The 13,707-nt window shown below is 71.9% G+C and carries 8 protein-coding genes and 1 pseudogene; 3 read left to right on the forward strand and 6 right to left on the reverse strand.

Annotated features, from left to right (window positions below; all coding sequences use genetic code 11):
* Positions 1-289: 289 nt before the first annotated feature.
* Positions 290-838 carry a MarR family winged helix-turn-helix transcriptional regulator gene (locus tag OHA11_RS21195; RefSeq protein WP_266498630.1) on the reverse strand — a complete coding sequence of 183 codons (549 nt, stop codon included), beginning with the start codon at positions 836-838 and terminating at the stop codon, positions 290-292.
* Between the two features lie 148 nt (positions 839-986).
* On the opposite strand from OHA11_RS21195, the gene OHA11_RS21200 reads away from it, so the two are divergent.
* Positions 987-2,258, forward strand: a complete 1,272-nt coding sequence (locus OHA11_RS21200; RefSeq protein ID WP_266507342.1) for an MFS transporter — start codon at positions 987-989, stop codon at positions 2,256-2,258.
* Positions 2,259-2,339: 81 nt separating this feature from the next.
* Here the strand turns inward: OHA11_RS21200 and OHA11_RS21205 are convergent, their stop codons facing one another.
* The 3 genes from OHA11_RS21205 to OHA11_RS21215 all read right to left on the reverse strand — a co-directional run bounded on the left by OHA11_RS21205 (position 2,340) and on the right by OHA11_RS21215 (position 6,433).
* Positions 2,340-3,170 carry a class I SAM-dependent methyltransferase gene (locus OHA11_RS21205; RefSeq protein ID WP_266498632.1) on the reverse strand — a complete coding sequence of 277 codons (831 nt, stop codon included), beginning with the start codon at positions 3,168-3,170 and terminating at the stop codon, positions 2,340-2,342.
* Between the two features lie 125 nt (positions 3,171-3,295).
* Positions 3,296-4,945, reverse strand: a complete 1,650-nt coding sequence (locus OHA11_RS21210) for a SpoIIE family protein phosphatase (RefSeq protein WP_266507344.1) — start codon at positions 4,943-4,945, stop codon at positions 3,296-3,298.
* Positions 4,946-5,068: 123 nt separating this feature from the next.
* Positions 5,069-6,433, reverse strand: a complete 1,365-nt coding sequence (locus OHA11_RS21215; RefSeq protein ID WP_266498634.1) for an NAD(P)/FAD-dependent oxidoreductase — start codon at positions 6,431-6,433, stop codon at positions 5,069-5,071.
* Positions 6,434-6,810: 377 nt separating this feature from the next.
* On the opposite strand from OHA11_RS21215, the gene OHA11_RS21220 reads away from it, so the two are divergent.
* Positions 6,811-7,614 carry a TetR/AcrR family transcriptional regulator gene (locus OHA11_RS21220; protein WP_266498635.1) on the forward strand — a complete coding sequence of 268 codons (804 nt, stop codon included), beginning with the start codon at positions 6,811-6,813 and terminating at the stop codon, positions 7,612-7,614.
* A 352-nt stretch (positions 7,615-7,966) separates the two neighbouring features.
* Here the strand turns inward: OHA11_RS21220 and OHA11_RS21225 are convergent, their stop codons facing one another.
* Positions 7,967-8,182 carry a hypothetical protein gene (locus OHA11_RS21225; protein WP_266498638.1) on the reverse strand — a complete coding sequence of 72 codons (216 nt, stop codon included), beginning with the start codon at positions 8,180-8,182 and terminating at the stop codon, positions 7,967-7,969.
* A gap of 47 nt (positions 8,183-8,229) precedes the next feature.
* Between OHA11_RS21225 and OHA11_RS21230 the strand changes: the two are divergent.
* Positions 8,230-9,693: pseudogene (locus OHA11_RS21230) on the forward strand (NPCBM/NEW2 domain-containing protein); the annotation flags it as partial.
* 231 nt (positions 9,694-9,924) lie between these two features.
* Here OHA11_RS21230 and OHA11_RS21235 read toward each other — a convergent pair.
* Positions 9,925-13,659 carry a BTAD domain-containing putative transcriptional regulator gene (locus OHA11_RS21235; protein WP_266498639.1) on the reverse strand — a complete coding sequence of 1,245 codons (3,735 nt, stop codon included), beginning with the start codon at positions 13,657-13,659 and terminating at the stop codon, positions 9,925-9,927.
* Positions 13,660-13,707: the final 48 nt, after the last annotated feature.

A 13,707-nucleotide genomic window follows, 5' to 3' on the forward strand; every position in this document is an offset into this window, starting at 1 on the left:
CGACGTCCCAAACGTTAGCGGATCCTCTCGGCAGGTCCTAATCGGAGCTGCCGACCCCACATCGAATTGAATTCGGGCACGCCGAATTCGCCCCGGTGGGGAGATCGTGCTGATGGTTTGGTGTGCCGCTTCTGCGGCGGAGGTGCTGTCGCAGAACCGTTACGGCCCCGTGGCAACTCGAAGAACCTTACGGATCGGCGAGGGGAGTGTCAAGTCTCCCCCGGGCGACCGTCCGGCAAACCAGCGGCGGGCAGGAAGTCCGAGCCGGAGCCAAGGCCCAACTCAGGCCTCAGTCAAGGTCGGTGAGCCGACCGCCGGCGTCCGGCTGGGCGTGCTCCACACGGCGCAGCAGGCGGGTCAGCACCTCGCCCAGGACGCCGCGCTCCTCCGGGGAGAGGTCCTGGAGCAGGTCCTCCTCGAAAACGGAGGCAAGGCGCATGACCGCCAGCCACTTCGCTCGCCCCTCCTCCGTGAGTTCGACGATGACGCGTACCCGATTGGACTCGTCGCGTTCCCGGGTGACCAGGCCCTCCGCGACCATGCGGTCGATGCGGTGGGTCATCGCGGCCGGGGTGAGGCCGAGGCGCTTGGCGAGGTCGCTCGGGCCCATGCGGTAGGGGGCGCCGGAGAGGACGAGTGCCTTGAGGACCTCCCACTCGGCGTTGCTCATGCCGAGGGTCGCGGTCTGGCGGCCGTACGCGACGTTCATACGGCGGTTCAGACGGCCCAGTGCCGAGACGATCTTCTCGACCTGGGGGTCGAGGTCCTGGAACTCGCGCTGGTAGGCGGCGATCTGTTCCTCGATCGTCGGCTCGCTGACGCGGCGGGTGTGACCCATAGCCGCAGTATGGCACGCGGTCGCTTGGCGTTGAAGTCCTTCGAGATGTACTGTTTAGATCCTAACTTTAGCTTCGAAGTCTTCACATCTAACTCCTGAGGCAGACGTAAGACTTCCCCTACCAAGGCAGGTGAAAGTGACCAGGGCGATGGGCGCGGAGATGCGCCGGATCCATGTGGGCAACGCACTCAGCGCGTTCGGGCTCGGCTTTACCGTCCCGTATCTGTACATCTATGTGGCGCAGGTACGGGATCTTGGTGCGATGACGGCGGGTCTCGTGCTCGCCGTCTTCGCCGTGGCCGCGCTCGTGGTGCTGCCGTTCGCCGGGCGGGCCATCGTCCGCCGGGGCCCGCTGCCGGTGCTGTTCGCCGCCCTGGTCGCCGCCGCCGTCGGAGCGCTGAGCCTGGGACTCGCGAGCAGCTCGACGACCGTGCTGCTGTCCGCTGCCGCGCTCGGTGCCGGTCAGGCCGTGATGCAGCCGGCGCTCGCGACGATGATCGTGGACTGCTCGTCGACCGAGACACGGTCGCGCGCCTTCGCCACGCAGTTCTTTCTGCAGAACCTCGGGCTCGGGGTGGGCGGGCTCATCGGCGGTCATCTCGTGGATGCCTCGCGGGCGAGCTCGTTCACGCTGCTGTTCTCGATCGAGGCGGCGATGTTCCTGCTGCTCGTGGTGGTCATGGCGACCGTACGGATGCCGCGGGCGCCGCAGGTCGAGGGTGCTCCGGGAGGGGCCGGGGGCAGCTGGAAGCAGTTGCTCGGCAACCGGGCCATGGTGCAGCTGTGTGCGGTGGGCTTCGTGCTGTTCTTCTCCTGCTACGGGCAGTTCGAGTCGGGGCTCAGCGCGTACGGCGTCGAGGCGGTGGGGATCTCCACGTCCGCGCTCGGGACCGCCCTTGCCGCGAACACGGCGATGATCGTGGTCGCGCAGTTCGCCGTGCTGCGGTTCGTCGAGCGGCGGAAGCGGTCCCAGGTGATCGCCGCTGTCGGGCTGATCTGGGCCTTCGCCTGGGTCGTCGCCGGGTACGCGGGGCTCGGGCACGGCAGCCAGACCATGGCGACGGCCGCGTTCGTGTCCACGTACGCGCTGTTCGGGCTCGGAGAGGCGATGTTGTCGCCGACCGTGGCGCCGTTGGTCGCGGATCTCGCGCCGAACGGGATGGCGGGGCAGTACAACTCCGCCTTCGCCCTGGTGAAGCAGCTGGCGCTCGCGGTCGGTCCCGCGGTGGGTGGGCCGATGGGGGCCTCGCTGCACGCTCCGTACGTGGTGACGTTCCTGCTGTTCTCGCTGGGGATCACGTTCCTGGCGGTGCGGCTGGGGAAGCAGCTCACTCCCGTACAGAATCAGCCGTCGTTGGCGAAGAGTCGGGTCGTGGCGCGGGGTGGGGCTTCGGCCGAGTCCGTGCGGACCGCGGCCTGATGGGCGTACGGAGGCTGGGGAACTGAGGACGGCCGTCGCCACTGATGTGGTGGCGGCCGTCTCCTGTTCGCCTCGAAGGGCTCAGTGGACGGCTGTTACCAGGGTGGACGTGAACGGGAGCGTTGCCGTGCCGTCGGGGTTCGTGTGGGTGGCGAGGGTTTCGGCGATCGTCTCGGCCGCTCGGGTGAGGCGGTCCGGGCCGCCCGCGTCCTCGATGGCCTGGCCCCAGGGGACGGCCGACAGGTGGCCGCGGGCGAAGGCGACGAGTGGGGGCAGGGTGATGTCGAAAGTGATGTCACGGCTGATCACGTCGTGGAAGCCCGCGTCGGTGAGAGCAGCCGTGAGGCGTTCGGCGGGGCAGGAGAAGGCCATCGCGAAGTGCGCCTCGGCCTCCGGGCCGCCGTACTCGGTGATGGCCCGGTGGTGCGCCGCGAAGTACGGGGAGCGGTCCCGGGCGGCCCAGGCGGTGGCGGCGAACCTGCCGCCGGCGCGCAGGACCCTGGACGCCTCGACGAGGGCCGCGCCGAGGTCGGGGAAGAACTGGACGCCCTGCTGGCAGAGGACCGCGTCGAACGTGTCGTCGGGGTAGGGGAGGTGGTCGGCGGGGGCCGGCGTGAACTCGATGTCCGGGTACATGCGGGGTGCCTTGGCGGCGGCCACCTTGAGCATGCCCTCGTTGAAGTCGGCGGCCGCGACATGGCCCGTGGGGCCGACCCGGGCAGCGGCCGCGCGGGCCACGAAGCCGGTGCCGCAGGCGAGATCGAGGACCTGGTGACCGGGACACAGGTCCACGGCGTCCAGCACCGCCTCGACGAACGGTGCGTTGATCGGTGCGCCGTACTCCTCGTAGCGCTCGGGAGCGCTGCCTTTGAGCTGAAAGCCCGTTTCGTCTGCCTGGGGTGAGCTAGCCATGGGTGAGCTACTAGCACCGCGGGGCGGGTCCGACCAGATGCCGCGCGGCCTGTGGGTCAGATGGTGGGTGGCTTGTTGGTCAGGTGGTGGGGGGCTTGTAGGTCAGGTGGTGCGCGGCTCCTGGGTCAGGTGGTGCGCGGAAGTGCGAACTCGCACCACACCGCCTTGCCGCCGCCCGGGGTGCGGCGGGAGCCCCAGTTCGAGGCGATGGTGGCGACGATCGCGATGCCGCGGCCCGACTCGTCGGCGGGCTCGGCGCGGCGGCGGCGCGGGAGGTGGTCGTCGCCGTCGGTGACCTCGACGATGAGGCGGCGGTCGGTGCGGCGGAGTCTGAGGCGCATCGGCGGGGTGCCGTGCTGGAGGGAGTTGGCGACGAGTTCGCTGGCGGCCAGGACGCCGAGGTCGTGCAGGTCGGGCGGGAAGCGCCAGCTGGTGAGGACGCCGGAGGCGAAGGCACGCGCGCGTGGGGCCGCTTCCACGCCGCCGAGCAGCTCCAGGGCGGCGTTGCGGAAGAGCTCGCCGTCGGGTCCCGTACGGGCGGGGTGCTGGAGGACCAGGACGGCTACGTCGTCGTCGTGGTCGGCCGTCACGCCCGCCGAGCGGACCAGGCGGTCGCAGACCACCTGGGGGGTGCCCGTGGCGCCCGCGAGGGCGCGCTCCAGGGAGGCGATGCCCTCGTCCAGGTCCTCGTTGCGGCGCTCTACCAGCCCATCGGTGTAGAGCACGGCGGTGGAGCCGGGGCCGAGGGGGATCGAGCCGGAGGCGTGCATCCAGCCGCCCGTGCCGAGCGGGGGGCCGGTGGGTTCGTCGGCGCGCAGGACCGTGCCGCTCTCGTCGCGGACGAGGATCGGGAGGTGGCCCGCGGAGGCGTACACCAGCCGGCCCTCGTTCGGGTCGTGGACCGCGTACGCGCAGGTGGCGATCTGGTTGGCGTCGATCTCCATGGCGAGGCCGTCCAGCAGCTGGAGGACTTCGTGCGGGGGCAGGTCGAGGCGGGCGTACGCGCGGACGGCTGTGCGGAGCTGGCCCATGACGGCCGCCGCGCGGACGCCTCGGCCCATGACGTCGCCGATGACGAGGGCCGTGCGGCCGCCGCCGAGGGTGATCACGTCGTACCAGTCGCCGCCGACCGCGGCCTCCGTGCCGCCCGGGTGGTAGGTGGCGGCGACGCGCAGGTCGTCGGGTTCTTCGAGTTCCTGGGGCAGCAGGGAGCGCTGGAGGGTGACGGCGGTCTCGCGCTGCCGGCGCTCGCTGGCGCGCAGCCGCTCGGCGGCCTCGGCGTGGTCGGTGACATCGGCGGCGAAGATCAGTACGCCACCCCCTTCGGGGGTGGCCGAGATCTCGACGGGGGTGCACGTGAACGTGTAGGAACGGCCGCCGGGGGCCTTGCGGGACTTGACCGTACGCGGCTTGGAGCTGCGCAGGACCTGGTCGAGGAGCGGCAGCAGGCCGACCTCGGCCAGCTCGGGCAGCGCGTCCCGGGCGGGTGCGCCGGCGGGGCGGACGCCGAAGGCCGCCACATAGGCGTCGTTCACGTACGCGAGGCGGTGGTCCGGGCCGTGGACGAGGGCGACGAGGGCCGGGATGCGGTCGAGGACCTCGCGGGCCGGCAGCTCGTCGACGGCGGGCAGGAGCACCGCCGCGTCGGTCAGCTGCTCGGCGCGTGCCGCGGGCACGGAGCCTTCCGAGGAAAGCGCCGTCGGCGCATCCTCGGTCCGCGCTGCGGCGCGGCGCTGTGTTCCGGGGAGCCGGGCGCTCCAGCGCGTGAAGTTCACTGTGGGACAGGCCTCGTGGGTTTGAAGGGCGAGCGGTCGGCCCGCCCAGGTCATGGACCAGTGTGTCCGACCGGACCGACATCCGTCAGACGTGGGCCCCGCCGCTGGAGTTCCTGGGTCCGGTCAGGACGACCCCTTCGGGTTCTGAGGAGTCTTTCCACCGGCCGCGAGTTCGAACTCCGCACGGGGATGTTCGAGCGAACCGAGGGAGACGATCTCCCTCTTGAAGAGCCCGGACAGGGTCCATTCGGCGAGCACGCGGGCCTTGCGGTTGAAGGTGGGCACCCTGCTCAGGTGGTAGACGCGGTGCATGAACCAGGCAGGGTAGCCCTTCACCTTGCGCCCGTAGATGAACGCGACGCCTTTGTGCAGTCCCAGGGAGGCGACCGAGCCGACGTACTTGTGCGCGTACGTCTCCAGGGGCTCGCCGCGCAGGGAGTGGGCGATGTTGGCGGCGAGGACCTTGGCCTGGCGTACGGCGTGCTGGGCGTTGGGGGCGGTCTCCGTGCCGGGTTCGCCGACGGTGACGTCCGGGACGGCCGCGGCGTCTCCCGCGGCCCACGCGTGCGTGGCGCCGTCGACGGTCAGCTGGGCGGTGCATTTCAGGCGGCCGCGTTCGTTCAGCGGGAGGTCGGTGGCCGCGAGAACGGGGTGCGGTTTCACTCCGGCGGTCCACACGACCGTACGGGTCGGGAAGCGCGCCCCGTCGCTGAGGACGGCGACGCGGTCCGCGCAGGAGTCGAGGCGGGTCTCCAGGCGTACGTCGATGTTGCGGCGGCGCAGCTGGGTGACGGTGTACTTGCCCATTTCCTCGCCGACCTCGGGGAGGATGCGGTTCGAGGCCTCGACGAGGATCCACTTCATGTCGTCGGGCTGGACGTTGTGGTAGTAGCGCGCGGCGTAGCGGGCCATGTCCTCCAGCTCGCCGAGGGCCTCCACTCCGGCGTAACCGCCGCCTACGAAGACGAAGGTCAGGGCGGCGTCGCGGATCGCGGGGTCGCGGGTGGAGGAGGCGATGTCCATCTGCTCGATGACGTGGTTGCGCAGCCCGATGGCCTCTTCGACGGTCTTGAAGCCGATCGCGAACTCGGCGAGTCCGGGGATCGGGAGGGTCCGCGCGATGGAGCCGGGGGCCAGCACGAGTTCGTCGTACGTGATCTGCTCGGGGCCCGTGCCCTCCTCCTCGGTGGCGAGGGTGGTGAGGGTCGCGGTGCGCTTGGCGTGGTCGATCGACGAGGCCTCGCCGATCACGACCCGGCACTGGTCGAGGACACGACGCAGCGGCACGACGACATGACGCGGTGAGATCGAGCCCGCGGCGGCCTCGGGCAGAAACGGCTGATAGGTCATGTATGGGTCGGGCGTCACCACCACGATTTCCACATCGCCCCGCCTGAGCTCGGGTTTCAGCTTCCGCTGGAGCCCGAGAGCGGTGTACATCCCGACGTAGCCGCCGCCGACAACGAGAATGCGCGCACGTTCCTTCACTCACCCATGACGCAACGGCGACGGGAGTTTGTCCACAGCCCCGTCAATTTGTGTGACCGGGCGCCTGAGACGCGCAGGGTTGGCCGAATTGCCGGAGTGTGGGGAAGGTTCGCAGGTCAGCTGGTGTGAGCGGGGTAGCAGTAGGGGGCGCAACCGGGACGTAAGCGGCCCGTACTCCGATCGGGGGGCGCTCCGTGCGGAACCTGCCCCTTCTGAATTGACTCCCGCTCAACTATGTTCGTGTGTCATCGGAGTGTAGGGGGATGCGCTCGACGGGTCCGTGCGGTGAGCCGCACGGCGAAGGCTGTTCCGCTCGCTCCGGCTGTCAATGGCGGGGAGAGTCTCCGGGGGGAGACGTCATTACCGGGGGAACACATATGCACATTCAGGACTCTCAATGGTCTACCGCGTCTGCCATCGGGGCGGGCGGCGCGATCAGTGCGGCGGCATCGAACGGACGCGGCGTGGGGGACCCGTCGCGTACGACGCCACTGCGCGTGGACGCACAGCGCAATCTTGAGCACGTACTGCGAGCGGCCCGTGAGGTCTTCGGCGAGCTGGGGTACGGCGCGCCGATGGAGGACGTGGCGCGGCGCGCGCGGGTCGGCGTCGGCACGGTGTACCGGCGCTTCCCGAGCAAGGACGTCCTGGTCCGGCGGATAGCCGAGGAGGAGACCTCCCGGCTGACCGACCAGGCGCGTTCGGCGCTGGGTCAGGAGGACGAGCCGTGGTCGGCGCTGTCGCGCTTCCTGCGGACGTCGGTGGCCTCGGGTGCCGGGCGGCTGCTGCCGCCGCAGGTGCTGCGGGTGGGAGTCGGCGACGAGGGGATCGAGGGGATCGAGAGCACGGTCCTCGACGAGACGCGGGTGCCGCAGCAGCGGTCCCAGCCCCTCTCGCCCGACCTGCGGCTCGTGGAGCAGCGGCCGGTGCCCGGCCGTGAGGCCGTGGAGGCGCTGACGGCCGATGACGACGCGGGTGCGGCGCAGCTGCTCGAAGTCGTGGGCCGGCTGGTGGAGCGGGCGCGGGCGGCGGGCGAGCTGCGGCCGGACGTGACGGTGTCCGACGTGCTGCTGGTGATCGCCACGGCGGCGCCCTCGCTGCCCGACGCGGCGCAGCAGGCGGCTGCGTCGGCGCGGTTGCTGGACATTCTGCTGGAGGGGCTTCGGTCTCGGCCGGTGTGACGTGCCTGGGCGCGCGGTGCCTCCGGCGGGGGCGGGTTGCCTCCGGCGGGGGCGGGTTCGTTGTCGGTGCGGGGCTGTAGGGGTTGGTCGCGCCCACGCGGCGGAGCCGCATGGTGTCACCGCCCCGCGCCCCTGACGGGGCGCTTTCGTCAACCCGTGTGCTGCGGAACGCGGTTGAACCTTTCCCGTTCCAGTGAACGGTAGCGCTGTGGTTCGGCACGTCCTCACGGACGAGTGGTTGGTCCGTTCCTCCGGGTAACAGTGGAGGATCCGTGCGGCACTCTTTCCCGGTGTTCGGGTCCGAGTGTGCAGGCGGGGGCTTTCCGCGATGAGCGTTGACGGGCGGGACGAGTCACTCGGTGACGGTGACACGGAGGCCGGTGGGCCGCCGCCGCGGCAAGTACCGGGCCACGTGCCGAACCAAGTGCCGAGCCAGGGAGGCCGACCGAAGGGCAGCCCGGCCGGGCCCCCGAAGGACGTGCCGGTCGGCGGCACCGTCGTCCCGGAAGTTGGTGCCGTCGTCCCCGAAGTCGGCGTTCCGCCGCAGCGGGAGCGGCGTGAGTGGCACGACAGTGGCGTGAGTGGCACGACAGTGGCGTGCTGCCGCCCCCGATCGAGATGCCGCCGGCCGACGCCGAGCTGATCGAGCGGATGCGCTCGGGCGACGACACGGCGTACGAGGAGCTGTACAGGCGTCACGCGGACGCCGTCCGCCGGTACGCGCGCTCCTGCTGCCGGGACGCCCACACGGCGGACGACCTCACGGCCGAGGTCTTCGCCCGCATGCTCCAGGCCGTACGCGGCGGGCACGGCCCCGAGCACGCGTACGGGCTTATCTGCTGACGACCGTACGACGCGTCGCGGCGGGCTGGACCAAGTCGGCGAGGCGCGAGCATCTCGTCGACGACTTCGCCGTGTTCGCGGCGCAGGCCGCACGCGGCTCCGAGGTGTCCGACACCACTGCGTCCGTTGACTCCTTCGGAGCGGGGCTGGACCTGGGCGCGGACGTACGGGCGATGCACGAGGCCGAGCAGTCGATGGCCATGCAGGCGTTCCGGTCGTTGCCGGAGCGGTGGCAGGCCGTGCTGTGGCACAGTCGCCAGCGGGATTCCCGCGGTCGTACCGGTCGCGGTCATCGGCTGGTTCGGCGCCGCCGGGTACGCGAAGGCGGCCGCGCTCATCGCCGGCGGGGTCGGCGCGGGTGCGGCCGGTGCCGCGGGCGCCGCGGGCGCCGCGTCGGCGGCGGGCGGCAGCTCCGGGGGCGCCGGTGGTGGGGTCGCCGCCGAGGGGCTCGGGGCGCCCGCGAAGGCGGGGATCGCGGCGGGTGTCGTCGCGGCGGCCGTCGCCGTGGTGGCGCTCGCGCTGGCCGGTGACGACGTCAAGCCCAAGGACCCCGTGGCCGAGCCGGATCCGTCCCCGCCCGCCGTCGAACCGCGCGTACCGTCGCCGTCGCCGAAGCCCCCGAAGGCGGCGCCCGCGCCGAATCGGCCAGTGCAGATCGCCGCGCCCTCGCCGCGCACCACACCGAGCCCGACCCCGAAGCCCACTCCCACTCCTACGCCCGCCCCGAAACCGAGGCCCACGCCGCCGAAGCCGTCGCCCCCACCGCCCCCGGCACCTCCCGCACCTCCCGCTCCTGCGCCGCAGCCACCGGCGGACTTCCAGTGGAACGAGCTGGAGTACGGCGCCACCGGTGACGGCACCAAGCCCGAGATGCGGCTCGGCGAGAGCAGCTGGGTCTGGCAGCGGTACGGCCTGTCGATCGCCGACAAGCGGTACGCGAACGGGGTCACCGTCCACGGCGCGTCCTCGGTCACCATCGATCTCAACCGCACGTGTTCCTCGTACGACGCGATGGTCGGCGTCGACGACATGACGATGGGGCTCGGTCAGGTGCGGTTCTCCGTGTTCGCGGACGGGGCTCGGACGTGGCAGTCGGGGCTGGTCCAGGGCGGGCATGCCGCGGTGCCCGTGCATGTCGATCTGACCGGCAGGAAAACGATCCGCCTGGTCGTCGAGCCGCATTCGCCCTTCGACTCGGTGTCGTTGGCGGACTGGGCCGATTCGCGGTTCCGGTGTCGGTGAGGTCGCGCGTCGGTGTCGGGGGGGGGTGGGGGCGGGTGGTCGCTGGGTACGGGTTGCGAGCTGCGGGTTGCGGGTTGCGGGTTGCGGGTTGCGTGCCGACGTCCGCGAGGCTGGGGGGGGACGTAGGGCCCGTGCCTGGGCCCGTGCCTGTGCCTGTGCCCGTGCCTGTGTCCATGCCCGTACTCGTGGCGGCGAGTTCGGGGCGCCGTGGGTTTCGCGTCGGCCTCAGCGGGGGCTGGTGTTCGTGACGGTGGCCGATGCCTCGGCGAGTTCCCTTAGGACGTCGTCCGGGGTGAGGGGCACGCCGGTCGACCACTCGGCGTCGTAGACCTCTCGGCCCAGGTGGGACAGGGCAGCGGCCTCGATGCGGTCGAGCTCCAGGCTGTCGGGCAACGGGCGGGGGTGGCCCTCGCGCCAGCGGGAGCCGGCCGCGAGGAGGCGGACCACGCGCGCGTGGTCGTCGACGTCGGCCAGGACGCCCGCCGCCCGCTCGGCCAGCGTGGCGAGGACCGCCTCCGCGCACCCGGCCGACGCGGCCTCGCGCAGCGTGTCGGCCAGCTTGCGCAGCCCCTGCCCGGGACCCGCCTCGACCACGGTGAGCAGCGCGTCGATGCCGTTCAGCCCGGCCACGAACTGTGGCGGCGGCGTGCCCCGGTTCGACTCCGCGCGGGCCGCCTCGCACAGTTCGCGCGCCCATACGAAGTCCCCGTCGTCGAGGGCCATTTGGGACCGCATGATGAGGACGAACGCCCGGGAGTCCGGCACCGCGTAGCGATCGGCCAAGGCGGTCGCTTCGTCCAGAGCGGCGAGGGCTCCGGCCCGGTCGCCCGCGCGGTACGCGATCTCGCCGAGGCGGGCGATGAGGAACGGCGTCTCGGCATACGCCCCCACCTCGTGGGCGAGCCGCAGCGCCTCCTCGTACTCCCCCTTCGCCTCGTCCAGGCGGCTCCGCACCATGGCCGTCTCGCCGCCCGCGCTGCGCATCTGGGCGAGCATCCAGCGGTCACCCGCGCGCACGGCGAAGACACGCAGCTCCGCGAGGCGCTCGTCGACGCCCGCCATGCCGCCGGGGGTGTCGACGGCCACATGCACACAGAACAGCAGGGCGGCGCCGATCTCCCAGTCGCCGCCGTGCGTCCGGCAGTTGGCGAGCGACACGTCCATCGAGTGACGTATGTCGTGGGTGTTGCCGAGCACGAACGCGATCAGCGGCCAGATGATGCCGGGGAAGCGCGCCGCGTCCGGGCCGCCCTTCGCCAGCGTGTTCCGCAGGCGTGTGACGTACTCCAGCGTCCGCTCGTCCACCGGCGGGACCTGACCGAGCTCCGCCCTCAGGAAGAGATGCAGCACGCGCACTTGCATACGGAGCCGGTGGTAGGGGTGGTCCTTGTCGGCCTCGGGGTCGGCGAGATACGCCTCCATGGGGTCGACCGCGTCGAGATGGGGCAGCTCCTTCGAGAAGCGTCTCTCGCATCTCTTGTGTCCCTCGCGGGCCGGGTGTCCGTAGCGTCCCTCGGGGACTGGTTCTCCCTCTCGCCCTCGTCCTTCCAGTCCTTCCAGTCGTTCCCGTCGTTCCAGTCCTTCTAGTCGTTCCAGTCCTTCGGGGACCGGCTCGGTCGGCGTCGGTGCTTCGCAGAAGCTGGAGAGGTCGGTCGAGGCGCAGAGGTCGGCGGAGTCGGAGGGGTGGGCGGAGTCGGCGGCGAACTTGTCGAGTGCCGCTCCCAGGCGCAGCGCCCGGTCCGCCCATGCCGCGCCCTCGCTCCGGAAGTTGCGCAGCCACCAGAACCAGCCCATCGCGAGGACCATCGCGTGCAGCTCCGGCTCGTCGGCGGCGACGAGGCTGCGGTGGAGGGCCGCACGGATGTTGTCCATGTCGGTCTCCAGGCGGTGGATCCACCGGAGTTGGTCGGCGGACCGCAGGAGCGGATCGGCCTCCTCGACCAGGGCGCGGACCCACGCGCGATGCCGTCGCTCGGCCGTCGCACGCAGCTCGGGGGTCTCGGCGGCGCGCTCCGCGGCGTACTCGTGGATCGTCTCCAGCAGGCGGTAGCGCATGCCGCTGATTCCCCGCCGGCAGGGCGCCGCGACGACCAGGGACTTGTCGACGAGCGCGCCGACGATCTCGGCCACGGGCCCGGTGCACACCGCCTCCGCGGCCTCCAGGTCCCAGCCGCCCGCGAAGACGGAGACCTCGCGCAGGACGGTCCGCTCGGGCTCGTCGAGCAGGTCCCAGGACCAGTCGACGACCGCGCGCAGGGTCTGCTGGCGGGGCAGCGCCGTGCGGTTTCCGGAGGTGAGGAGGCGGAAACGGTCGTCGAGGCGGTCGGCGATCTGGCGCGGGGTGAGCATGCGCAGCCGTGCGGCGGCCAGCTCGATGGCCAGGGGCAGGCCGTCGAGACGGCGGCAGATCTCGTCGACGGCGGGGTCCTGGGTGACGTCGTCGCCCGGGCGGACCGCCACCGCCCGTTCCGTGAAGAGGCGGTGTGCCGGGGCGGGGAGCAGGGGTTCGACCGGGCGCACGGATTCGCCGGGCACGCCCAGGGGTTCACGACTGGTGGCGAGGATCGTGAGTCCTGGGCAGTGGGTCAGGAGGGTCTCGGCCAGCTCGGCCGCCGCACCGATCACATGTTCGCAGTTGTCAAGGATCAGGAGTTGGCTGCGCGGGGCGCAGTACTCGATGAGCAGGGCGACCGGGTCGTCCTGCTGCACCGTCATCTCATGGGTCATCAGCATGGTCTCGCGCAGACCGAGGGCGCTGACGACCGCGCCGGGCACCGCCTCCGGCCGGTCGAGCGGAGCGAGCTCGGCCAGCCATGCCTGTGGATGCCCGGTGGCGGCTTCCTCGGCGAGGCGGGTCTTCCCGGATCCGCCCGGTCCCGTGAGGGTGACGAGTCGGACCCTGTGCAATTCGGAACGGATGGCGTCGAGTTCGGGTTCCCGGCCCACGAAGGAATTCAGGCGGGGGCGGAGGTTGCCGATGCGCTCGGCTCTTGACGGGGTGGTGGGGGCTGCGTACGGGCTCGGGGGCGGTGTCGGTATTGGTGCCCGTGTCGGTGTCGGTGTCGGTGTCGGTGTCGGTGTCGGGCTCACGGTGTGGGCGTGGCCTGAGCCGCCCGCGCCGTTGGCCGAGCCCTGGCCGGAGCCGAAGCCGGAGCCTGTGCGCCGGCCCTGGCTCGGGGTGGGACCCGGGGTGGGACCCGGCGTGGTGCCTGGAGTGGGACCCGAGGGGGGACCCACGTCTCGCCGAGGTGTCAGCAACTCCGTGTGCAGGGTCCGGAGTTCCGGGCCCGGGTCCGTGCCCAGGCCCTCCGCCAGGCCCCGGCGGGCCGACTCGTACGCGGCGAGGGCGTCCGCCGTGCGGCCGGTGTCGCGCAGGGCCCTGATGAGGAGGGCGTGCAGGGGTTCGTCGTACGGGTGGGTCTCGGTGAGTTCCCTCAGTTCCGGTAGGGCGTCGTGGGCGTGGCCGTTGCGCAGGTCCGCCTCCACGCGCGCGCGGGTGGCCTCCTCGCGGAGGGAGTCCGGGCGGGTCGCCGCCGTCGTACGGTCGGGGAGGTCGGTCAGGGCCGGGCCCCGCCACAGGGCGAGTGCCTCGCGGAGGGTGCGGGCCGCGGTCTCCGGGGCTTCGTCCAGTTGCGCCCTGCCCTCGCGGACCAGGCGCTCGAAGACGAACAGGTCCACGTCCTCTTGGGTGGCGGCGAGGCGGTAGCCGCCCGGCTCCGATGCGATCGCGGCCCTGCCCAGGGCTCGGCGGAGGCGGCCGATGAGGGCCTGGAGGGCGGCGGGGGCGGCGTGCGGGGGGTGGTCCGGCCAGACCTCGTCGATGAGGGTCTCCGGAGACGTCGTGCGGCCTGCGCGCAGCGCCATCGCGGTCAGGAGTGCGCGGAGGCGGGGGCCGCCCAGGGGCACGTCGTTGCCCTGGGCGTCCGTTGCCTGGGTGACGCCCAGGATTCTGTACCGCACGGGGTCATTGTCGCCGGTACGTTGCGGTGGGGCCGAGTCTTTCGCCCC

The organism is Streptomyces sp. NBC_00878 (assembly GCF_026341515.1).
In the GTDB taxonomy this organism is placed as follows: Bacteria; Actinomycetota; Actinomycetes; order Streptomycetales; family Streptomycetaceae; genus Streptomyces.

Bases quoted from the DNA above. Each gene is read 5' to 3' on its own strand.
- OHA11_RS21205 (WP_266498632.1), bottom strand. From the start codon at position 3,170: ATGGCTAGCTCACCCCAGGCAGACGAAACGGGCTTTCAGCTCAAAGGC.
- OHA11_RS21195 (WP_266498630.1), bottom strand. From the start codon at position 838: ATGGGTCACACCCGCCGCGTCAGCGAGCCGACGATCGAGGAACAGATC.
- OHA11_RS21200 (WP_266507342.1), top strand. From the start codon at position 987: ATGGGCGCGGAGATGCGCCGGATCCATGTGGGCAACGCACTCAGCGCG.
- OHA11_RS21220 (WP_266498635.1), top strand. From the start codon at position 6,811: ATGCACATTCAGGACTCTCAATGGTCTACCGCGTCTGCCATCGGGGCG.